We start from the raw sequence: 23,729 nt of genomic DNA on the forward strand, positions 1-23,729 counted from the left end.
ATTATGGCAACAACCCTTCGAACCCAGTGGCAGACAAAGCAAAATTATATTTGGCTTGCATTCGGAGGGGTATGCTTGTTTGGCGCCTTAGTCTTTTGGGCCATTACAGATCAAGAGACTGTGGTTGAAGTTGAAAAAAAAGCTGAATCTGAAGTTGAGTTACAAATTCAGCCAGAAAAAGTCGCAACAACCGCACATTTAGGTTCATTCCTCGATGAAGTAAAACCTTTGGATATGACGACACGTGTTGTAGCAATCGCGCAGCATGAAGCTGAATTCCGTGGGACCAAATTTATTCAGGAAAATAAAAAGAACAGTGCAGTTGAGTTGTTTAGAGTTTCAGAAGAGGCGATTATTAAGCGCTTTTTGCAAAGACAATCTGATCGTCAAGCGTTTAGTTACTTAAGACTGACGGGTGAAAACCAAATTGAGCAATATGTGCTGATCTATGGTGTGTATAAAAATGCCAATGAGGCGCAAAAGGCATTGGCGGATTTAAAACTGACGTTGCCGAAGTCGGTGCAACCCAAAGTTGAAAAAATTGAAAGCTATGCTGAATATGTCAATGATCTCGGTTCTGATGAACTTGGACTTAGCAATAAGCTCTATGCCGTGCAGTTGAAACCAGCCGCTGTGCCTGTGATTGATGAAGCTACGCTTGCTGCGCGTCAACAAGCGGCACGTGCAGCAGTTGAACAAAATAAACAATCGACCACATCGACAACGGTTACTCGTCGTGATGCGGATGGAAATGTGGTTGATGTGCAAAAGTCACAAACGACCGTAGAGAATGCGCCACAAAATAAAACAAATGAACCTGAAGTGACCGACCCATTTAATTAAAATTGGATCATTATGGCGCATCAAAAAATGTAAATTCCATATGTGCACAGATATGGTGCAATAAATGGATTATCCTCGAACTAGTTTTTTACGTAAAAAACACAAACCTAATAAAACTAAAGCGCTTAACACACAAAATAAATAATTGGCATAAAACTTGCTTTAATGGTGCATGAATTGAGTTGATGTCACTGTTTTGGCGCAAAAAAGATTCGATTTATGAGCGAAATAGTAGCGGCCAAGTGCCTTATAAAAGTGCGTGACTGCTGCATACATTTTTTCAATTAAGACATGCATAAAGACGAAAATCAGTCTATCTTGGGTGTGAAGAAAAAATGCTGTACTTCAATCAGAATCTGAATATGAGTCAATTGAACGAATCGGCAAGAAGTAATTAGATTGTTAGACGCCCGACAGGGCCTGTAGAAAGAAGGGTACGCTATGCACATGCCATCGCCTAATACTGTAGCTCCCGCTCAAGGTTTATACCAACCGGATGAGTTTAAAGATAACTGTGGTTTTGGTTTAATCGCCCATATGCAGGGTGATGCAAGCCATGATCTTGTCAAGACTGCTATGCACAGTCTGAGCTGTATGACCCACCGCGGTGGTATTGCTGCAGATGGTAAGACAGGGGATGGTTGCGGTTTACTCTTAGCAATGCCAAAACAGTTTTTCCGTGAAGAAGCGAAAAAACTCAGTGATATTACACTCAGTGAAGTTTTTGCTGTCGGCACGGTGTTTTTAAGCCTCGATCCAGCAATTGCAGCACATGCAAAACAAATTCTAACTAAAGAAATTGAATCTGAAGGCTGTCGAGTATTGGCGTGGCGTGTGATTCCGACCAATAACGATGCTTTAGGTTCGATTGCGATGCAGTCACTTCCTGCATTTGAGCAAATTATTGTGAACTGCCCAATGGGTGTGTCTGAAGTTGAGTTTAACCGTAAACTCTTCTTGGCACGCCGCCGTGCAGAACAGCAGCTTACTAATGACCCTTCATTTTATGTAACCACATTATGTTCAACAGTGATTAGCTATAAAGGCTTGATGATGCCTGAAGCGATTGCTGACTTCTACACAGACTTGGCAGACCCACGTCTTGAGTCACATATTGTGGTGTTCCACCAACGTTTCTCGACCAATACATTGCCGCGTTGGCCTTTGGCTCAGCCATTCCGTTATCTTGCACACAATGGTGAAATTAATACCATTACTGCGAACCGTAACTGGGCGATGGCGCGTACGCCAAAGTTTGAAAACCCATTATTGCCTGGTTTAACTGAGCTCAATCCAATCGTGAACCGTACTGGCTCGGATTCTTCAAGCTTAGATAACATGCTTGAAATTCTTGTGGGCGGCGGTATGGACTTGTTCCGTGCACTGCGTATGTTGGTTCCTCCAGCATGGCAGAACGTGGAAACTTTAGATGCTGATTTACGTGCATTCTATGAGTTTAACTCGAAGCATATGGAAGCGTGGGATGGTCCTGCTGGTCTCGTGATTCAAGATGGTCGTCATGCGATTTGTATGTTGGACCGTAACGGTTTACGTCCAGCACGTTGGGTGATTACCAAAAATGGTTACATCACACTGGCGTCTGAAATTGGTGTATGGGGCTACGAGCCTGAAGATGTAATTTCTAAAGGTCGTGTCGGTCCAGGTCAAATCCTAGTGATTGATACCTTCACAGGTAAAATGCTCGACACTAAAGATGTCAGCACGCATTTGAAAAAAATGCGTCCTTACCGTGAATGGTTACGTGAAAACTCAGTTCGTGTACAAGGTAGTCCAGAGCTTGAAGAATATTTATGTGATCAAGGCTTAAAAGGCGACGACCTTAAAGCATCACAAAAAATGTTTATGGTGACCTTTGAAGAACGTGATCAATTGCTTCGTCCAATCGCTGAAAGTGGTCAGGAAGCAGTGGGTTCAATGGGTGATGATACGCCAATGGCAGTTTTGTCTCGCCAAGTACGTCATGTGTCGGATTACTTCCGTCAACAGTTTGCTCAGGTCACCAACCCACCAATCGACCCATTACGTGAATCGATTGTGATGTCATTGGAAACGTGTTTAGGTCGTGAGCAAAACGTTTTTGAACAAAGCCCTGAGCATGCGGATCGTTTGATCATTTCAAGCCCAGTGTTGTCAAATTCGAAAATGCATCAAATCCGTACGCTGGGTCGTAAGGGTTATGAGATTGCAGATATCGATTTAAATTATGCGGAAGATGAAGGTCTAGAAGCTGCAATTGCGCGTATCTGTGAAGAAGCAGCGCAAGCGATTCGTGACGGCAAAACCTTATTGGTGTTGTCTGATAAGAAAATTCGTCAAGGTTTCTTGCCTGCCAATGCATTGATGGCAACTGGTGCTGTGCACCATTATCTAATTAATGTCGGTTTACGTACCGATGCCAACATTATTGTTGAAACAGCACTGGCACGTGACCCGCACCAATTTGCGGTTATTCTCGGTTTTGGTGCGACAGCAATTTATCCTTACCTTGCTTATGATGTGATCAATGACTTGGTTGCAAAAGGCGAGCTATTAGGTGACCCAATTCAAGCACAAGTGAATTTCCGTAAAGGCATTGAAAAAGGCTTGTTAAAAGTCCTTTCAAAAATGGGGATTTCTACGGTTGCCTCTTACCGTGGTGGTCAGTTGTTTGAAGCGGTGGGTCTGTCTGAAGAAGTGGTTTCAAAATGCTTCACGGGTGTACCGAGCCGTATCAAAGGTGCAACCTTTATTGACCTTGAAAATGACCAAAAGAAATTGGCCGATACCGCATGGAAAACACGTAAACCAATCGATCAAGGTGGTTTGCTGAAATTTGTCTTTGATAAGGAATACCATGCGTTCAACCCAGACGTAATCAATGCTTTGCATAAATCAGTGCGTTCTGGTCAATATGCAGACTTTAAAGAATATGCTGAGCTGGTGAATAACCGTCCAGTGGCAACAATTCGCGACTTATTAAAGTTAAAAACAGATAACTCGATTGCTCTAGATCAAGTGGAGTCTGTAGAAGCGATTTTACCGCGCTTTGACTCTGCAGGCATGTCTTTAGGAGCATTGTCTCCTGAAGCGCATGAGGCGATTGCGATTGCGATGAACACCATTGGTGGTCGTTCAAACTCGGGTGAGGGCGGTGAAGATCCAGCGCGTTATGGCACCATTCGTAACTCGAAAATCAAACAGATTGCATCAGGTCGTTTTGGTGTAACACCTGCGTATTTAACCTCTGCTGAAGTCTTGCAGATTAAAGTGGCGCAAGGGGCTAAACCGGGTGAAGGTGGTCAATTACCAGGTGGTAAAGTGAATGGATTAATTGCACGTTTACGTTATTCTGTGCCGGGAGTGACCCTCATTTCTCCACCACCGCACCATGACATTTACTCGATTGAAGATTTATCACAATTGATCTTTGACTTAAAACAAGTCAATCCTCAAGCGATGGTTTCAGTAAAACTGGTGTCTGAGCCGGGTGTAGGTACCATTGCAGCAGGTGTGGCAAAAGCCTATGCTGACTTCATTACTATTTCAGGTTATGACGGTGGTACAGCAGCCTCTCCATTGTCTTCAATTCACCATGCAGGTTCGCCTTGGGAGTTGGGTCTTTCTGAAGCGCATCAAGCACTTCGTGTCAATGACTTACGTGGTAAAGTTCGTGTTCAAACCGACGGCGGTTTGAAAACAGGTCTAGATGTGGTGAAAGCAGCCATTTTAGGTGCAGAAAGCTTTGGCTTTGGTTCTACACCAATGATTGCTTTAGGTTGTAAATACCTGCGTATTTGTCACCTGAATAACTGTGCAACGGGTGTTGCGACTCAACAAGATCATTTACGCCAAGAACATTATATTGGCGAGCCACAAATGCTCATCAACTTCTTCACCTTCATTGCTGAAGAAACACGTGAGTGGCTGGCAGCGTTGGGTGTTTCAAGCCTCAAAGACTTGATTGGTCGTACAGATTTGCTTGAAATGCTTCCAGGTGAAACGGAGAAACATGCGCACCTTGATTTGAGCGCATTACTGGAGTCACATCCTTCTGCGCAAGGTAAGGCGCAGTACTGTGAAGTTGAAGGTAACGCACCGTTTGATAAAGGCTTGCTTGCTGAGAAAATGGTTGCTGAAATGCTACCAGCAATTGAAGCTGGGACCACAGGTGAATATCACTTCACCATTGGTAACTGTGACCGTTCAATTGGTGCACGTATTTCAGGTGAGATTGCGCGTCGTTATGGCAACCTCAGCATGGAAGCGCACCCAGTGAAGATGAACTTGGTGGGTACTGCGGGTCAATCCCTCGGTGTTTGGAATGCGGGTGGTTTGCACATTCGATTAGAAGGTGATGCGAACGACTACGTGGGTAAAGGCATGGCAGGTGGTCGTGTGTCGATCTTCCCACCAAAAGGTTCACCTTTCCAAACCCAAGAAACGGCAATCATTGGTAACACCTGTTTATATGGTGCAACGGGTGGTAAATTGTTCGCAGCAGGTACAGCAGGTGAGCGTTTTGCAGTACGTAACTCGGGTGCTTTCGCTGTAATTGAAGGTGCAGGCGATCACTGTTGTGAATATATGACAGGTGGTATCGTGACTGTACTTGGTAAAGTGGGGCACAACTTCGGTGCAGGGATGACAGGTGGTTTTGCTTACGTTCTTGACCTTGATAATGACTTCGTTGATCATTACAACCACGAACTGATTGAGCTGAATCGTATTTCGACTGAATCGATGGAAGAACATAAAGAGTTCTTAAGCCGTATCTTAGATGAACACATTGCTGAGACTGGTAGTGCTTGGGCGTACAAGATCCGTAACGAGTTTGATTTCTACAGTCGTAAATTCTGGTTGGTGAAACCGAAAGCTGCCAACTTACAGACTTTGTTGAAAACCACTCAAGCTGATCCACAATAATTCCACTACTGCTGATACATAGGCAGGTGCAGACGATAGATAAACGGGCTGCACCTACCCACGGAGAGAGACATGGCAGAGCGCCTAAACAATGACTTTCAATTTCTGGATGTAGCACGCCAAGATCCAGAGAAAAAAGAGATTCAGGTCCGCAAAGCAGAGTTTGTGGAAATTTATAAACCTTTTACAGCGGAAGTGGCAGCAAATCAGACCCACCGTTGTTTAGGGTGTGGTAACCCATATTGTGAATGGAAATGTCCAGTACATAACTATATTCCAAACTGGTTAAAGTTGATTGCTGAAGGCCGTATTTTCCAAGCAGCAGAACTGTGTCACCAAACCAACACGCTACCAGAAGTGTGTGGTCGTGTTTGTCCGCAAGACCGTTTATGTGAAGGGGCTTGTACCTTAAACGATGGTTTTGGTGCAGTGACGATTGGTAACGCTGAAAAATATATCAATGACACTGCGTTTGCACTGGGCTGGCGTCCAGATATGTCTTCAGTAAAGTGGACAGATAAAAAAGTCGCGATCATTGGTGCAGGCCCTGCTGGTCTAGGCTGTGCTGATATTTTGGTGCGTAGTGGGGTTAAACCTGTAGTATTCGACAAACGCCCTGAAATTGGTGGTCTACTGACTTTTGGTATTCCAGAATTTAAAATGGAAAAAGATGTGATGAAGCGTCGCCGTGAAATCTTCACGGGCATGGGCGTGGAATTCCGTTTAAATACTGAAATTGGTACAGATGTCACCATCGATCAATTGCTTACTGAATACGATGCGGTGTTCATGGGTATGGGTACTTATACCTACATGAAAGGTGGCTTCGCAGGTGAAGATCTAAATGGTGTCTATGATGCCTTGGATTTCTTGATTGCCAATGTCAACCGTACTCAAGGTTGGGAAAAAGACCCAAGCGAGTACATCAGTGTTGAAGGTAAAAAGGTGATTGTCCTAGGTGGTGGTGACACTGCAATGGACTGTAACCGTACTTCGATTCGTCAGGGTGCAGAAGTGGTGAGCTGTGCATACCGTCGTGATGAAGAAAATATGCCAGGTTCACGTCGTGAAGTGCAAAATGCCAAAGAAGAAGGAGTGAACTTCTTGTTTAATCGCCAACCAATTGAAATTGTAGGTGAAAATGGTAAAGTCACAGGCGTAAAAGTGGTTACGACTCAACTTGGCGAGCCTGATAGCCGTGGTCGTCGCAGCCCAGAACCAATTCCGGGTTCAGAAGAAATTTTACCTGCAGATGCAGTTTTATTGGCATTTGGTTTCCGTACCAGCCCTGCGGATTGGTTTACAAATGTGAATATTAACCTTGATGGTTCAGGTCGTGTAGTTGCGGCTGAACAGCAAACCTATAAATTCCAAACCTCAAATCCGAAAATCTTTGCGGGTGGTGATATGGTTCGTGGTTCAGACCTTGTTGTCACAGCGATTTGGGAAGGCCGTCAAGCAGCTGAAGGTATTTTGGATTATTTAGACATTTAATCTAAATCGTTCAACACAAAAACCCGCTTCGGCGGGTTTTTTATGATCACTGTTTGCTTGAGATGATATGAAAGAGGTGGATCGGGATAAATCGAAAAAGATCTGGTGGAGAGTCCGATAAAAATGGACGAATTTGCAAACGTACTAAGCACTTTTGCCATATGTGAACGGTCTCTAAATTCAGATACTGAAGATCGCTCGGTTAAATGTTAGGAAATAGACATGACTCAAGTGACGACAGAAAAACTATATCAACATCGTCCAAAAGCTCAGGGTATTACGATTTGACGTTTGCAATTCAACCCCAAAGCCATTCGCAGGCATTATTTTGCCAATTCACCGGTCATGTCACATTTGCTGACGGCATTGTCTTCGACTTTTCCCATAGGTGAGCAGTTCTTTGTGCATAGCGTGCGTAATGTACGTGACCAAGTGAAGGATGAAAATCTGCAAGTGCAGATTGCGGCATTTATTGGTCAAGAGGCGATGCATTCTCAAGCACACACGGCATTTAATGCTGCATGGCGCCGTGATGATTATAATCTCGACCGTTTTCAGGCATGGTTGGCGCGTAAAGATGATGATGTGAAAAACCTGCATCCTAAAATTCAGCTCGCAATCACCTGTGCTTTTGAGCATTTTACGGCACTGCTAGGCGGCTATATCTTAAGGCATCCTGAGGTATTGAGCACCTTGGATGATGATGCGGTTAAACTCTGGGTGTGGCATGCCATTGAAGAAATTGAGCATCGTGCGGTTGCCTTCGATGTTTATCAAGATGTGTATGGTGATGACAAGATTCGCCGTTTAATTATGCGCAGTGTAACGACAGGTTTCGCCAGTTTAACTTTTTACTCAGCCAGTCGATTATTTTTACAAGACCACAAAAAGAGTATACCGAAATTGGGTGGGAATCTCTTTGGGTTGTATTTACTGGCGAAGATGTTTGTGCAATTGCTGCCTGAATATCTGTCTTATTACAAAAGCAACTTTCATCCCTCAGATATTGATTACACCCAACTGTTGAAATACTGGAAAACCCGTTTGGCAGACAACTATCAACTCGAAGGTTTTCAGCAGGAATTGCACGCGGCTATTTAGTTTAAGTATAAAAATAAATAATCAAAACCGAGTGAATATCGCTCGGTTCTTTCATTTTTAGCTACTTTAACTAAAAGTAACAAAAGGATAATCAAATGTGTTTACAATCAGGTTATTGCAATAAATACAAAAGAAAGAGGATAGCTGAATGAATTTTATGAAAAAAACTGCTGTCGTTGTTGCCCTTGTGAGCACGTTAACGCTATCGGGCTGTGGTTATAATACCTTACAGGTCAAAGATGAGGCAGTTACAGCTGCTTGGTCGGAAGTACAAAACCAATATCAGCGCCGTGCAGATTTGGTGCCGAACTTGGTGAATGTAGTGAAGGGGTATGCTAAGCATGAAGAGCAAGTCCTAACTGAGGTCACACAGGCTCGTGCCAATGTGGCAGGTTTAAAAGTCGATAAAGAAGTATTAGAAGACCCTGCATTATTCCAAAAATATCAAGAAGCTCAGGCGCAAATGACAGGTGCATTGTCGCGTTTAATTGCGGTCTCAGAAAACTATCCAGACTTAAAAGCCAATGAGCAATTCCGTGATTTACAGGTTCAACTCGAAGGTACCGAAAACCGTATTGCGGTAGCGCGTAATCGCTACATTAGTACAGTACAAGACTTTAACTCCTATGCACGTCAGTTCCCACAAGTCATGACTGCGAAGGTGATTGGGATGGACACCAAACCGAACTTTAGTGCGGAGCAAAGTGCGCAAAAAGCACCAACGGTATCATTTAACTAGTTGAAACCTCAGTGATCTCACGCAATCGTAGCTATAGGGTGAATGAATGATAGGACGGCAGCAGTTCTTACGGTTTTCCTATAAATGGATGCTTGCATTCATTTTATCAGGACTGCTGTGTCTAAGTTCTTTAACATGGGCGGAAGTTGCTACAGCAACAGATGGTGCTGCGGAAACAATCGTTGCTGGAAAGATGATTCAAGGTCAGCAAGCAGCGAGTTCTAATAAGGTAAGCTCTACCAATACTGATGCCGTGCCACAACCACCCATTGCCAATGATATGGCAGAAGGTGAATTGATATGGGCGTTACCGACCTTAAATGAACCCGTGATCGATCAAGCACATATTTTAAGTGCTGAAGATAAGGAAGCTATTGGCCAAAAAATTCGTGCCTTGCATGACACAGGAAAAGCCCAAATAGGCGTAGTGATTGTCCCGACCACAGGTCAAGAGGATATTTTTGGTTTTGCAATGCGTATTGCAGACCAATGGCAGCTCGGTTCAGCAAAGCAGGACAACGGTTTGCTGATTGCAATTGCCGTTAATGACCGACGTATGCAAATTCTTACGGGTTATGGTTTGGAAGGCGTCATTCCTGACATTATTGCGAATCGCATTATTAATCAACAAATCACACCGTATTTTAAACAAGCTCAGTATGCTCAAGGGATCAATGCAGGGCTTACTGAAATTGAACGTATTTTAAATCTTGACCCTGAAGTTGCAGCCCAAGCAGCGCAGGAATTACAAGAACGCCAAGACCAAGCCATTCGAGAGCAGGAAGCCAAAAGTAAAACCTTTAGTACTGCTTTATTTATCTTAATTGCTGGCGCAATTGGCTCATTTGTGGTGGGGAAGCGTTTAAGTGCCTCGACGGCTGCAGTTGCAGGCATCGTGGCAGGCTTGGTCAATGGAGCTGGTTTAGTCACCAGTTTGCTAATTGGTGGTGGGATTTTCTTTTTACTCATCACGGCCTTAGCCCAAACGATATTTCAGCTCTTTCTCTCTTCTGGCGGTGGAGGTGGGCGCGGAGGTCGTGGCGGCGGCGGTTTTGGTGGAGGTGGATATAGTGGCGGGGGCGGCGGCTTCGGCGGTGGAGGAGCATCAGGGTCATGGTAACAACAACTGAAACGACGGACATCGTTACTAAACCAAAGCTAGATGAAGTTGTACAACCGAGTTTTAAGCGTTGGTTAAAGCATTTATTACATATGCCAGCTAGTAAACGCTTTTTTAATCAGCAAGATCAACATGCGATTGCGCAAGCGGTATCTGCTGCTGAACATGGGCACATTGGTGAAATCCAAGTGGTGATCGAAGGGCACATGCCTGCTCGAGAAGCCTATTATTTAGATACTCGTGGACGTGCGAAACAACTGTTTGCTGAGCTCGGTGTGTGGGATACCGAGTTGAATAGCGGGATTTTACTGTACTTAAACTTGTGTGAGCGTAAAGTCGAGATTGTCATTGACCGTGGAATACAGTTAGCTACTACACAGCAGGTGTGGGACGAGGTCTGCCAAAGTATTATTGCAAAAATGGCACAGCAACAGTATCGGCAGGCTTTAGTCGATGCCGTTACTGAAGTTGGGACTATTTTGGATCATTTCTATGCCAATAAAATAGAGGATAAAGCTGATGAATTGAGCAATTCGCCAATTATGTTGAACTAGAAAGAGGGAAACTGACAATATTTGTCAGTTTTTTACATAAAAACACAATGCTCAAAAATAAATTTTTAAATAGTGAAATAAAGTGCTGTTTTTTATTTAAAAATAAATATAATAAAAGTTGGCATAATACATGCTAATTACAAAGTAGCTTAAAAAGCTTATAAAAAATTACTCTGTACACGACAAAAATAGATAACTCATTGAAATAATGTCATAATAATTGTTTTCTAACGACGAATACTATGACACATCTCAATGAGTTATATCTTATCTTAAACAAATATCTAAAATGGAACAAGTCACATTTAAAGTGCTTTGCGCTCATCATGCTTGTGATTATTTTAAAGCAAACATGTAATCTTTCTTCTGCATCTAAAGCCTTGCCCATCAAGTGCTTACCACAATCATTTTATCGACGTATGCAGCGCTTCTTTGCAGGTCAGTATTTTGATTATCGTCAAATTTCTCAGTTGATTTTCAATATGTTTTCATTCGACCAAGTGCAACTGACTTTAGATAGAACCAATTGGAAATGGGGAAAACGAAATATTAATATCCTGATGCTCGCAATCGTTTATCGTGGAATAGCGATACCTATCCTTTGGACATTGCTTAATAAACGTGGAAATTCAGATACGAAAGAGCGTATTGCTTTGATTCAACGCTTTATAGCCATTTTTGGTAAAGACCGTATTGTGAATGTGTTCGCAGACAGAGAGTTTATCGGTGAGCAGTGGTTTACATGGTTAATTGAACAAGACATCAACTTCTGCATTCGTGTTAAAAAAACTTCATTGTCACCAATCATTTAGGAAAGAATCATAAAATTAGTGATTTATTTCGCCATCTTAAAGTTGGTCAAATTGAATGTCGTAAACGACGGATTTTGGTTGGTCGGGTGAAACTATATATAAGTGCACTACAGTTAGAAAATGGAGAGCTTTTACTCGTCGTTTCTCCTCAGTTTAATGCCAATGCTATTCAGGATTATGCATTACGCTGGGAAATTGAAACCTTATTCAGTTGTCTCAAAGGACGCGGGTTTAATCTTGAAAATACGCGCTTGACAGACCCTAGACGAGTGAAAAAATTGATTGCGGTGTTAGCTATAAGCTTCTGTTGGTGTTACTTAACGGGTGAATGGCAACATGATCAAAAAAAAGTGATAAAAATAAAGAAGCATGGACGACTCTCAATGAGTTTATTTCGCTATGGTTTAGACTATGTTCAAATGGCGATTCAGCGTTTAATTGGTTTTGGGAAAAAAGAAGAGTTTAAGGAAATTTTGGCAATTTTAAGAAGGCAGAACCCTGATAGGATAAGGGTTCTGTGAAATTTGTCGTGTACAGAGAAAAAATTAACAAAACATTTGTGGAGAATGTTATGAACGCTCAAAAGGGTTTCACTCTTATTGATACTCCATAAGTGTCCATATAAAATGAACAATCCATAAGTAAGTCAATATGGACATAAAAATAATAAATTTGATATGAAGAATCACTATTATCTTTTTCTACTTTTTTCAATCTCCGGTTTTACTCATGCTCAAGAACTAGACTTCATTCAATATTCAGATATTTCATCAATTCCTCAAATTGTTTTGAATCCAAAAATCCAAACAGAACTTCAAACATTGTTAAAGCATGATTATCTAAAATTTCAGGTGGTGTTTCAAAAAGTATGCTAGTTAATTCTGTCAATAGAGAAATTGAAAATAAGTAAATTAAATTCACTATATTTTTAATGCTTTATGAGATTTCAATTGTGGTTAAAATATAATCAGTATACTTTTTGAAACACCACCAAATTTCAATCTAATTTTGACAATTACTCAGCGCCATATTTACTGAAAACAGATGAGGCGCTGTATTATGAAGGTCGGTCTGGAAGCACTTTAGATGCTTCATCCGCGATTGTGTTTAAAGATGGGCGATTGTTTGCTGCAATATATTTTTCCAATACCAAGACTTTAAAATACTTTAGCAACGATGCCAGTTGCTCAGAACAGTTACATCCTGCGATTCAAGTTTTTGCTCAGCAGCGTGAAATTCAAGGTATTGAATATGCAACAGCTAGAGCCAATACCGCTTTAAAATATAATTTTGGCCCCGCTTCAAAATGTGAAACCTATTTTAAAAAATTAGGAAGATAGCTGTGTTAGCGGCAGTGTAAAAATGCCCCCCTAACGGCATTTAAAAACTGCCCCCCTTGGTTAATATAGTGGTCGATTTATTGTTCGTGTTCCATCATTGTTCATCAAAAACTTGCCTTGGAAGCAGCAGGGCGTGGTGTAAGTATGAATCATCAGGTGTTGGCAAAAATTAGCTTATGTGACTATTTCTGGTCGTCTAACAAGTAAGAATAACTGGTATGCTACGAACAGTAATAGGTGATCGTTTTATCTAGTAATTTGTATGATATTGTTAGATTTAAGGCTTGATCAGTAAAATTAGAGCTTGAGGTGATGCTATGACGTTATTGGAACAGCAGGTAGTACCAGCAGCTGTATTGGGAAAGTCAGTACTTAGGGCTGCTAAACTGCTTTCCCTTAGTCAGTCTCCGCTCGCAATAGTGCTAGATATGGATGTTGAGGCAATCACTCAATTGCAAAACCAACCTGAATTAGATCCAAATGGCTTTGTTGCACAAACCTAGCCTATAAGGTTTATTCAGTCCTATAATTTCAAAATGAATAAACCTACTCCTAAAACTTATCGTACAACCAACTGGTCTTCCTATAATCGCGCTCTCATTAATCGGGGCAACATTTCCATTTGGTTTGATCCAAACACTCAGTGGTATGCACAACCACAAAACAAGCAAGGTCGAAATCAAACTTACTCCGATACGGCTATTCAATGCTGTTTAATGATCAAATCTTTATTTAGACTCTCTTTACGCATGGTCACAGGTTTTGTTCAAAGTCTGATTAAACTTTGTGGATTAAATTGGACCGCACCAGATTACAGTACGCTTTGTCGAAGACAAAAACATATTGATATTGCGATTAGCTATCAAAAAAGTAGTGATGGGCTACATCTACTCGTCGACTCAACTGGCTTAAAGTTTCTAGGTGAAGGTGAGTGGAAACGTAAGAAACATGGACCTGAATATCGTCGCCAATGGCGTAAGCTTCATATTGGCATCGATGCTGAAACCTTGCAAATACGTGCAGTACAGCTTACTACAAATAATGTGAGCGATTCGCAAGTACTCGGTGATTTACTTGCTCAAATTCCCTTAGATGAACGAATTGATTCGGTCTATACCGATGGTGCTTATGACACGAAGCACTGCAGACAAGTCATTCTAGATCGAGATGCACATGCGCTCATTCCGCCAAGAAAAAATGCAAAACCATGGAAAGATCAGAAATTGAGATCTTTAGAGCGGAATGAGTTACTGAAAACAGTTAAACGTTTAGGAAGAACGCTTTGGAAAAAATGGTCTGGTTATCATCGTCGAAGTTTAGTTGAAACCAAGATGCATTGCATCAAACTATTAGGTGATAAATTAACAGCAAGGAGTTTTTCTAGTCAGGTGAATGAGATTCATGCACGCATAGCCGTATTGAACAAATTTACAGAATTAGGTCGTCCTCATACCCAAGTTGTCATTTGAATTCTGTTCAAATGAGCAGAGTGTTATCTTTTAAATCTTTGTGCAACAAAGCCCCTGAGAACTGTACTCAAAATTAATGATTATTTTATCTTTGGAAATAAGCATAAACAGTAAAAAACCTGCATATGCAGGTTTTTTTTAAACAGTAGAAAAGTCTTAAATTTGACTCTGTATATAATTTTCTACACCGACGGTTTCAACCAAATCGAGTTGTGTAGTTGTCCAATCTAACCACTCTTCTTCTTTTTCTAAAATCTCTTGAACAAGATCTCGAGTAACGTAGTCCAGTTGTTCTTCGGCAAGCTTAACAGCGGCTTGAATGGATTCAATGTTCTCTTTAACTTTACGGACATCACAGTTTAGAACTTCAACAGTATGTTGGCCGATATAGAGTTTACCCAAGTGTTGTAAGTTTGGTAGACCTTCTAAAAAAAGAATGCGCTCAATAATTTTGTCAGCATGCTTCATTTGACGGATTGACTCTTTATATTCAGCTGAACCGAGTTGCTCAATTCCCCAATCATTAAACATACGAGAGTGCAGGAAATTTTGGTTAATGGCAGTTAAATGATGATAAAGCACCTGATTTAACTGATTAATTACATCACGATTGCCTTTCATGAGAAAGCTCCATTCAAACTGCGGCTTAAAAATAATATCAATAACTTATGAGAAATATCTTAAACAACAAAGTGGATTTTGGCGAGTAATTTATAGAACAGCAAATGAAAATCGCAATCAAAAGCATACGAGGTGGAAATTGGATTTTTAGGCATTTAAAAAGAAAACCCGCTTAGAGTCATAAGCGGGGGAGGAGCTACTCATAAAGAGTACGTTTATAATTATGGTTATTCTAAAAACGAATAAAATATCTAGGCAGCAATAGCTAAGCGTGAGGCAATCGCAGAGACTTCTGCGCTGATGATTGAGCGTGCTTCTGGTGCACAGCGACCACAGCATGTCCCGAGATCCAGCATCTCGCGAACTTCGCGATAACTGCCCGCACCATTTTCAACAGCGTCTTTAATATCTTGATCTGTAATACCACGGCATAAGCACACGTACATTTCAGCAAGCCACATGAATGAAATAAGATAAGTGATATTATTGATAATTGTTATCGTTTGTCAATAAAAATCATTTGAAATCTCATTTGTCTTTATTGGAATTTTGGATAAAAAAAAGCCACTCAATCGGTTAATGCCAGTCAGTTAAGAAATTGACTGGCATTTTCTTGGATATTTTTGTGCTTTAATTTTCACTACTCGCGGACATTGCCTTTGCCTTTTTTCAGGTAATACAAATATTTTAGATTGTTCAAATAATTGCGCTAAATGTTTGGGTAGGTTTCCTGCTGATTCTAAAGGTGTGTGCCTTAAGATATTGATAATACTCATAGATGCAACATGGAAACTGATCCTTAAAGGACTCACCTTTGCATGTTCAGCGATAAACCTCATCTGTCTTCTTAAGATATTATATGCAATAAATACCCCCCACAATTCTTGATAGACCAAATCAGGTTGTTTGCTTCTTAAAATCCTTGCATCCTGTAAATCACTTTTAATTTCCCGATAACACATTTCTATTTCCCAACGCTGGATATAAAGCATTGCAAGGTCTTTGAATGGATAAACTTTAGAATCTGTTAATGATGTAATGTAACGTCTTATTTTTCCTGCATATTCAACTTCAATTAAACGTGCTTCCCAATAGTCACCCAATGACGGATTTATCTTTTTTGCTCTTGCTGAAACAGGCATTTTGATCTGAAAGTCATGGGCCGCATTATGATGAATCACTTCATAACGCAGGTTGTCCTTTGCTCGCATCAACCAATGACTCTCTTCTGCCTGAGATTGCCAGCTCACTAAAAAATCAGCAGAGAAGTAAGCACGATCAAATAGGGTAATACTGCGAACTGGTGCTTTTAATTGACTGGCTAAGGTTAATTCACCTTGATCCATACTGCCCATTTGGGCATCAATCATTTCATGGGTATTGGTATTCACCAGGCAAGTCGCTCTAACTTGTGGGTAAGGTGCAGCTGCTGTTTTGCCTTTGGATGAACCAAAGTGCTTAAAGTTTTCTTCTGTATGAGGCATAGACCAAACCACACCATCTACAGCACAAACGCATAGACCGTGAAAGTTGCTATATTGTTGTTGTGAGTCTTTAAACCATGCCTGACTTAATGTCGAAAATAAAGCACTCATGGGTTCTAAGCCTAAGCGTTGTCTTGCTTGTACGGATGCACTCGGTACACAGTATTCTGCCGTACCGAAAACAAGTTGCAATTGTTGAACCACATACCAAATCGGTTGATTTCGAAATAGAGCAAGTCCGATTACCAGCCAAACAACATGTTCAGCAGGCAGTTTTCTTTTTCGAATTGATGCTTTACCTGTTTGGTCTAAGCAATCCTCAATCCAGTTTAAATCAATCAATTCACTGAATTGTGAAAGTGAAGGTAAGGTTTGTTTTAATGTTAAATCTAGATTCTGAGATAAATTCATAAAAAAAGAGCGTATTTACATACGCTCTTTTTACAGCATTTTAACTTTTTTTGCTTAACTGACTGGCATTAACTCAATCGGTGGCTTTTTCTTAAAAAAATATAACTTATTGATTAATAATCACAATGCCATCCATCTCAACCAATGCATTTTTAGGTAGGCTAGCCACACCGAGTGCAGCGCGTGCAGGGTAAGGTTGTGCGAAATACTCGCCCATAATTTGATTGACCAACTGGAAGTTTGAAAGATCGGTTAAGAAAATATTCAACTTCGCGATATCAGCCAGTGTTCCACCAGCAGCTTCACAGACAGCTTTTAAATTATCAAACACACGACGAATTTGTGCTTCAATGCCTTCAACCAACTCCATACTGTATGGGTCTAAACCGATCTGACCAGAAAGGTAAAGTGTATTGCCGACTAAGATTGCTTGCGAATAAGTGCCGATCGCAGCAGGGGCATTTTCAGTATGAATTACTTGGCGGGACATCGTGTTCTCCTATTATATTCACCATCAATCATAGCCTAGATTGGCATTAAAATGTGTGGATTTAAACAATTAACTCGCAATCGATGTTTCCGCAATACTAACAGGTTGAGCCAATCGACTGATACGTGGGAAGCCAAAATGCATACGTAGATCACGAATGATTTTTGCAATTTGCTTACGGTTGTGCACCACAACATTGACATAAGTCTTATCATCTTGATTACACACCATTTCGACCCCGATTTTTTCTTTACGGCATTGATAAATTAGGTCAGAAATTTGTTCGTCATCCATGGCCATGTTAATCAATAAATATGCAGTAAAACTAATTTCTTCTTCATTCTCGTTAGTCCACTGCAACGGCATGATATTTTCAGGGTGCAGATGTTGTTCATGTAGGAGGTTATGACAACGTGCACGATGCACAATAAGACCGCGGCGTGATAAATGTCCTTGAATTGGGTCACCCAACACAGGGTTACAGCAATGTGCGTATTTAACATCGACACCCTCAGTACCTTGAATGAGTCTGTCAGATTCCTGTGCACTTTGGTCATGCGCAAACAAATGATTCGCAACCAATTGCGGCAGTAAATCGCCCACGGCAATTTGTTCAAAGAGTTGGTCTTTACTTTCAATATGTCGCCATTGTAAAAGTTCTAACCAATCTGATTCGGTTAAATCTTTAATGGATACATTGAATAGCTTTAAAGCGCGATTTAAAGCTTGTTGTCCAACAAGGCGTTGTTCTTCGATGTCTTGCTCACGCAGTATATTTTGTAAGGCACGACGGGCTTTTTGCGTGTTGACAAAGCTGAGCCAATCTGGGTTTGGGGTGGCCAAGACATCAGTAATAATTTCAATCACCTGACCACTGTGCAATGGCGTAGAAAGTGGTTTAGTTTCCCCATTGATTTTCGCACCTACCGCATGGTTACCTAAAAATAAGCTAGCAGAGTAGGCAAAATCGACTACCGTTGCACCTTGTGGTAACTCGTGTAGATGACCTTGTGGGGTATACACCCAAATTTTCTCTTGGTGTAAATAATCGAGCAGTTCGCTAAAAGTGGTTTTAGCACAGGCTCCATCGATCAAGACATTCAAGTTCTGCATCGAGGCTTGAATCGCAGAGCGGCAAGCTTGCGGAGCACTATCGCCTAGGACTACACCAAAACGCGCAGCTTTGCGCATCAGTTCGGTTTGAATGGTGACTGATAAGGTTGTGTTTTCACCTTTTAAACGTAGTAGTAGCGATTGGTTACCACCTGGGAGTGGTTTACGAATATGGTCTGCAAAGTGTAAAACTTGAAAACTCTCTCGCAACACATCGGCTAAGCGGTCACAGTCAGCAATACTATTTAGAATAATTTCAAAGGCATGACTATGCGTAAGTTCATGTAGATCAATGTCATTTTTTACAAAGTGACGTAACAGTTCGATATTATTATTTTTCTTTTTAATTCGACCTGAGATTTGATGGGTTTTTAATAGCTCAGTAAGATTATTTTCCCATTTGCTTTGATATTCACAGCGTTTGGGTTTGGTTTGCAGGAGGGCTTCTTGGACATTGTTATACATGTCGAGATCAAGGTTTTGATAACACAGATGTTCGAGGTTATCGCCCATCTCATTCATACCAACAATACGTGCCATTGGGACAAAAATATCAAAGGTTTCTTGAGCAATACGCGCACGCTTATCGGGACGTAGTGCATCCAAGGTAGTCATGTTGTGATAGCGGTCAGCCAGTTTAATAATAATGACACGTGGGTCTTGTAATGTGGCTTGCAGAATTTTTCGGAAAGAAGCGGCTTTATTATATTCTTTATCGCTGGATTGACTAAGTTTGGTGACGCCATCGACCAGTTCGGAAACGGTTTTTCCAAATTTTTCTGCAATATCTTCTTTGCTAAAGTCTGTGTCTTCAATCACATCATGTAAAAGTGCCGCCATCAGGGTTTCGGGATCTAGACGCATATGCGCTAAAATGCAGCTTACCGCAATCGGGTGCAAAATATAGGGTTCGCCACTTTTACGGGTAATACCATCATGGGCAATATCCGCATAATCACAGGCCGCAAGCACTCGTTCGACGTCGCTTTCAGTTAAGTAAGCATCGATAATAGTTTTGAGCTGTTGTTTAGCTTGGCTGACCATTGGGCCTGGCATAAAACACCTTTAAGACGTAGCAATTACAAGAAAATTTTACTGATCCTCTAATGAAAAACATATTGCATGAGTTGTCAAATTTTTCATTGAGAGAAAAGCAAAAAAGATACACCTAAACCACGATGAATCCTATCTTCTAGTTATAACGTGTATTGCACAAATATAAAAGTTATCCAATAAAAAAGCCTAGTTAAAAACTAGGCTTTTAAGCGATAAATTTTTCTTATTGGAAAGAAAAACCATCTAAATTCAAATTGTTTGCAGAAAGTGCAAGATCAAGACTCGAAGTTTGGTAGTCTTGCTCACGTTGTTTCAAAATATCTTTAGAAACATGACCGATTGCGATTTCACGTAATGCAACAACAGTCGGTTTGTCATTGTCCCACTCAACAGTAGGTTCAATGCCTTGACGTGCCAATTGACGCGCGCGTTTGCTTGCCACTAGTACAAGCTCAAAGCGGTTGTCTACATGGTCTAAACAATCTTCAACGGTTACGCGTGCCATAAGAGTTCTCGTTACAAAGGCTAAAATTAAACAGACTGTGCAGTATAAAGTGCTTTGTCTGTAGACTCAAGTTTTAATCACTTTTCAACTGGGGTGATCAGCTCAGAAATCATTTTCTGATGACGACTTGCTTGCTGAGTAATGACTAAACGATTGGCAATAATCACAGACTCAAGATCGTGCAAAGCTTTATTAAAGTCATCGTTGATAATGACATAGTCGAAGTTAACATATTGTTGCATGTCTTCAACTGCACAGCCTAAACGCCGCTCAATCACTTCAACCGAGTCTGTGCCACGGTTAGACAGACGCTGACGCAGATCAAACTGGCTTGGTGGTAAAATGAAAATTTGTTTAGAGTCAGGAAAAAGCTTGCGAACTTGCTGTGCGCCTTGCCAGTCAATTTCTAATAGAACATCATGACCTTTCGCGAGTTGTTCTTTCACAGTAGCTTGAGCTGTACCATAGTAATTGCCAAAGACTTCAGCGTATTCAATAAAACCACCTTGTTCAACCAAGGCCAAAAATGAGTCTTTTTCGGTAAAATGGTAATGTACACCATCAAGTTCGCCGGGACGTTGCCCACGTGTAGTATGAGAAACAGAAACGTGAAGATTCGTTACACGATCGAGGAGGGCTTTTACGAGGGATGTTTTGCCTGTTCCTGAAGCTGCAGAAACGACAAACAAGAGACCCGACATGATATTTTTCCTGATATGATAAAATATCTTCTCTATTTTAGAGCAGACAAGGTTTAAACGAAATAGCAAGGCGTCACTTTGTTTGCATTTATTTTATTAGTTTCCGCTGATTGAAAAGTGGTATCGAGGAACATATGGAAATTGTATTGGCCAATCCACGTGGTTTTTGTGCAGGTGTTGACCGTGCGATTGCCATCGTAAATCGTGCACTTGAGTGTTTTAATCCCCCCATTTATGTAAGACATGAAGTGGTACACAATAAATTTGTCGTGGACGATTTACGTCAACGGGGTGCAATTTTTGTCGATGAGCTAGATGAAGTACCCGATGACAATATTGTAATTTTTAGTGCGCATGGGGTTTCTAAAGCGGTACAGATCGAAGCCGAGCGTCGTGGTTTAAAAGTTTTTGATGCAACCTGTCCATTGGTGACCAAGGTTCATATTGAAGTTACTAAATATGCTCGTGAGGGAGTTGAGGCTATCTTAATTGGTCATGAAGGCCACCCTGAAGTTGAAGGTACCATGGGGCAATATGACCTGAAAAATGGTGGTGCGATTTATTTGGTTGAAGATGAACAAGACGTGGCTGAGCTTCAAGTGCATCATCCTGAGCGAGTGGCTTTTGTGACTCAAACAACTTTATCGATCGATGATACTGCAAAAGTGATTGATGCTTTACGGGCGAAATTTCCTGAGATTCAAGGGCCGCGTAAAGATGACATTTGTTATGCGACTCAAAATCGTCAAGATGCGGTGCGTGATTTAGCAACCCAATGTGATGTGGTGTTGGTGGTCGGTTCACCAAACTCATCGAATTCAAATCGTTTACGAGAATTGGCCGAGCGAATGGGTAAAGCGGCTTATTTGGTCGATAATGCAGATGAACTTCAACAGGCATGGTTTGAAAATATTGCTAAAGTTGGCGTCACAGCGGGTGCATCTGCACCTGAAATTTTAATTAAGCAAGTGATTCAACGATTACAAGACTGGGGTGCAACACCACCACAAGAGCTGGCCGGAACGGAAGAAAATATTACCTTTAGTTTGCCAAAAGAGTTACGTATTGCAGTAACTCAAGCCTAAAGTGTTAATTTCATTTAATAAGTTTTTATATGTAGTTGAAAATGCCCCTTCTTTAAAAAAAGGGGGCATTTAGTTATTGATAACTGATAGAGGATGGGGTGACGGATTTAACTGTGACTGGGATAGAGTTGCCAGCAGCATCAGAATTTCCTAGTACAACATGGCTTTGTTGCATAAAGATTTAAAAGTTAAATTTACCCTGTTCTACTCAAATTCAAGTGACAACTTGGGTGAGAGGTCGACCTAACTCCGTAAATTTATTTAATACTGCCACACGTGCATGCATTTCATTGACTTGACTTTGAAAGTTTCTCGTACTGAGTTTATCCCCCAATAATTTGATGCAATGCATCTTGGTTTCGACCAAACTTCGCCGATGATAGCCTGACCATTTTTTCCATAGTGTCCTGCCGAAACGTTTAACTGTTCGAAGTAATTCATTTCGCTCTCGCGAATGAACTTTGTTATCTTTCCAAGGCTTTGTATTTTTTCTGGGTGGAATCACTGCATACGCTTGCCGATCTGCAATGACCTGACGGCATTGTTTGGTGTCATAAGCCCCGTCTGTATAGACTGAATCAATCTGCTCATCCAATGGGATTTGATCAAGTAAATCTCCAAGGACTTGCGAATCACTGACATTATTTGTTGTCAGCTGTACAGCTCGTATTTGCAAGGTTCTAGCATCTATACCAATATGTAATTTACGCCATTGCCGACGATATTCAGGCTGATGTTTCTTACGTTTCCATTCACCTTCGCCTAAAAACTTAAGGCCAGTTGAGTCTATCAATAGATGTAATCCTTCATGACTTTTTTGATAGCTGATCGCAATATCAATCTGCTTTTGTCGTCTGCAAAGTGTGGAATAATCTGGTGCTGTCCAACTTAACCCACTGAGTTGAATTAGGCTTTGCACAAAGCCTGTGACCATACGCAAAGAAAGTCGAAAGATAGATTTGATCATCAAACAGCACTGAATTGCTGTATCAGAATAAGTTTGATTTCTTCCATGCTTAGCCTGTGGCTGAGCATACCATTTAGTCTGAGGATCGAACCAAGTTGAAATATTTCCTCGCTTGATTAGAGCTTGGTTATAAGAGGACCAATTCGTTGTGCGATAAATTTTAGATGCAGGATTCTTCATTTGGAAATTATATTGCTGAAGAAGCCTTTAAGAATAGCTTTGTGCAACAAAGCCCATCGCAACTATAAAACTAGAGAAGAAGCTAAAGCAGATATTACAAAATACATAGATAGAGCTATTTTATAATCAGCAGAGAATTCAGAAAGGATTAGATTTTAAGACACCAAATTAAATGGCAGAGGACTTTTACAAGTTGGCTGCCTAGAATCTCCCAAGTGGAAGTGTCCTATTATTTCAGCACACATCACAAAGGAACAGACATTAATAGCGGTTCTGCCTGTACTCCTTCAGCCACCTCCAACTGGGACGGCAGATAAAATCCAAATTCAAAATTGTGGATAAACAAATTTTGATCTTCCTTTCGCAGTAAAGATAACGTAAAATATTGCCCTCTATGAAAGGGGTTTGAAATGTTCCGGTGGTCGGGGCAGGGATAATCCGTAAAAACTATAAGGTTGTATCATGGTAGTTATTCGTCTTGCACGCGGTGGTGCTAAAAAACGTCCGTTCTATCAAGTTATTGTAACTGATAGCCGTAATGCACGTGACGGTCGTTTCATCGAACGTATTGGTTTCTTCAACCCAACAGCTCAAGGTAAAGCAGAAAAACTTCGTTTAGATGCTGATCGTTTTGCACACTGGGTTGCTCAAGGTGCTCAACCATCTGAACGTGTTGCTTCTTTAGCTGCTCAAGCTAAGAAAGCTGCAGCTACTGCATAAT

19 protein-coding genes and 2 pseudogenes are annotated in these 23,729 nt (G+C 41.1%); 13 read left to right on the forward strand and 8 right to left on the reverse strand.

All coding sequences use genetic code 11. From position 1 onward, the window contains the following. Positions 1-3: 3 nt before the first annotated feature. From AC4CUZ_RS05180 to AC4CUZ_RS05230, 11 genes and pseudogenes are all read left to right on the forward strand, one after another. Positions 4-843 (forward strand): hypothetical protein, encoded by an 840-nt coding sequence (locus tag AC4CUZ_RS05180; RefSeq protein ID WP_005401348.1) that lies wholly within the window; start codon positions 4-6, stop codon positions 841-843. Positions 844-1,290: 447 nt separating this feature from the next. Continuing rightward, complete coding sequence (gene gltB, locus AC4CUZ_RS05185) at positions 1,291-5,766, forward strand: glutamate synthase large subunit (RefSeq protein ID WP_171054262.1); 4,476 nt, start codon at positions 1,291-1,293, stop codon at positions 5,764-5,766. A 72-nt stretch (positions 5,767-5,838) separates the two neighbouring features. Then, positions 5,839-7,260: an FAD-dependent oxidoreductase gene (locus AC4CUZ_RS05190; protein WP_005401346.1), complete on the forward strand. Its 1,422-nt coding sequence runs from the start codon at positions 5,839-5,841 to the stop codon at positions 7,258-7,260. Between the two features lie 222 nt (positions 7,261-7,482). After that, positions 7,483-8,361 (forward strand): annotated as a pseudogene (locus AC4CUZ_RS05195) (metal-dependent hydrolase). 148 nt (positions 8,362-8,509) lie between these two features. Further along, positions 8,510-9,100, forward strand: a complete 591-nt coding sequence (locus tag AC4CUZ_RS05200; RefSeq protein WP_005401344.1) for a LemA family protein — start codon at positions 8,510-8,512, stop codon at positions 9,098-9,100. 46 nt (positions 9,101-9,146) lie between these two features. Continuing rightward, complete coding sequence (locus AC4CUZ_RS05205; RefSeq protein ID WP_005401343.1) at positions 9,147-10,220, forward strand: TPM domain-containing protein; 1,074 nt, start codon at positions 9,147-9,149, stop codon at positions 10,218-10,220. After that, positions 10,214-10,774: a TPM domain-containing protein gene (locus AC4CUZ_RS05210; protein WP_005401342.1), complete on the forward strand. Its 561-nt coding sequence runs from the start codon at positions 10,214-10,216 to the stop codon at positions 10,772-10,774. The genes AC4CUZ_RS05205 and AC4CUZ_RS05210 overlap by 7 nt, the downstream gene beginning before the upstream one ends. Before the next feature lie 242 nt (positions 10,775-11,016). Next, positions 11,017-12,107 (forward strand): IS4-like element ISAba1 family transposase gene (locus AC4CUZ_RS05215; protein ID WP_088631513.1). Its coding sequence is split into 2 segments (ribosomal slippage): positions 11,017-11,557 and positions 11,557-12,107, totalling 1,092 coding nucleotides; the frame shifts between segments, so codons are not numbered across the junction. 471 nt (positions 12,108-12,578) lie between these two features. Beyond that, positions 12,579-12,926: pseudogene (locus tag AC4CUZ_RS05220) on the forward strand (hypothetical protein); the annotation flags it as partial. Between the two features lie 317 nt (positions 12,927-13,243). Next, complete coding sequence (locus AC4CUZ_RS05225; RefSeq protein WP_010327641.1) at positions 13,244-13,429, forward strand: hypothetical protein; 186 nt, start codon at positions 13,244-13,246, stop codon at positions 13,427-13,429. Between the two features lie 33 nt (positions 13,430-13,462). After that, the gene (locus AC4CUZ_RS05230) at positions 13,463-14,395 is read left to right on the forward strand and encodes an IS5-like element ISAha2 family transposase (RefSeq protein ID WP_004758956.1); all 933 of its coding nucleotides are present in this window, start codon (positions 13,463-13,465) and stop codon (positions 14,393-14,395) included. A 156-nt stretch (positions 14,396-14,551) separates the two neighbouring features. Here AC4CUZ_RS05230 and bfr read toward each other — a convergent pair whose 3' ends face one another. The 7 genes from bfr to gmk form a co-directional block, all read right to left on the reverse strand. Then, positions 14,552-15,016, reverse strand: coding sequence for a heteropolymeric bacterioferritin subunit Bfr (bfr, locus tag AC4CUZ_RS05235; protein WP_004691472.1), 465 nt, complete (start codon positions 15,014-15,016; stop codon positions 14,552-14,554). Between the two features lie 251 nt (positions 15,017-15,267). Continuing rightward, positions 15,268-15,462: a bacterioferritin-associated ferredoxin gene (locus AC4CUZ_RS05240; RefSeq protein ID WP_010327639.1), complete on the reverse strand. Its 195-nt coding sequence runs from the start codon at positions 15,460-15,462 to the stop codon at positions 15,268-15,270. A gap of 144 nt (positions 15,463-15,606) precedes the next feature. Continuing rightward, on the reverse strand, positions 15,607-16,911 hold the full coding sequence (locus AC4CUZ_RS05245; protein ID WP_062032364.1) for an IS4 family transposase: 1,305 nt from the start codon (positions 16,909-16,911) through the stop codon (positions 15,607-15,609). Between the two features lie 106 nt (positions 16,912-17,017). Further along, a complete protein-coding gene (locus AC4CUZ_RS05250; RefSeq protein WP_004691470.1) occupies positions 17,018-17,401 on the reverse strand; it encodes a RidA family protein in 384 nt (127 codons plus the stop codon). Between the two features lie 69 nt (positions 17,402-17,470). Continuing rightward, on the reverse strand, positions 17,471-19,570 hold the full coding sequence (locus AC4CUZ_RS05255; RefSeq protein WP_005401339.1) for a RelA/SpoT family protein: 2,100 nt from the start codon (positions 19,568-19,570) through the stop codon (positions 17,471-17,473). A gap of 223 nt (positions 19,571-19,793) precedes the next feature. Continuing rightward, entirely contained in the window at positions 19,794-20,075 is a 282-nt protein-coding gene (rpoZ, locus tag AC4CUZ_RS05260) for a DNA-directed RNA polymerase subunit omega (RefSeq protein ID WP_004978050.1), read from the reverse strand. Positions 20,076-20,152: 77 nt separating this feature from the next. Continuing rightward, the gene (gene gmk / locus AC4CUZ_RS05265) at positions 20,153-20,776 is read right to left on the reverse strand and encodes a guanylate kinase (protein ID WP_005401338.1); all 624 of its coding nucleotides are present in this window, start codon (positions 20,774-20,776) and stop codon (positions 20,153-20,155) included. Between the two features lie 134 nt (positions 20,777-20,910). Here gmk and ispH point away from each other — a divergent pair, with 134 nt between their 5' ends. Then, positions 20,911-21,861 (forward strand): 4-hydroxy-3-methylbut-2-enyl diphosphate reductase, encoded by a 951-nt coding sequence (gene ispH, locus AC4CUZ_RS05270; protein WP_004978047.1) that lies wholly within the window; start codon positions 20,911-20,913, stop codon positions 21,859-21,861. A 214-nt stretch (positions 21,862-22,075) separates the two neighbouring features. Here the strand turns inward: ispH and AC4CUZ_RS05275 are convergent, their stop codons facing one another. Then, positions 22,076-23,008 (reverse strand): IS5-like element ISAjo1 family transposase, encoded by a 933-nt coding sequence (locus AC4CUZ_RS05275; protein ID WP_005401337.1) that lies wholly within the window; start codon positions 23,006-23,008, stop codon positions 22,076-22,078. A gap of 462 nt (positions 23,009-23,470) precedes the next feature. Between AC4CUZ_RS05275 and rpsP the strand changes: the two genes are divergently transcribed. Next, positions 23,471-23,728, forward strand: a complete 258-nt coding sequence (gene rpsP / locus AC4CUZ_RS05280; RefSeq protein WP_004718284.1) for a 30S ribosomal protein S16 — start codon at positions 23,471-23,473, stop codon at positions 23,726-23,728. Position 23,729: the final 1 nt, after the last annotated feature.

The organism is Acinetobacter sp. 789_lipA, assembly GCF_058242845.1.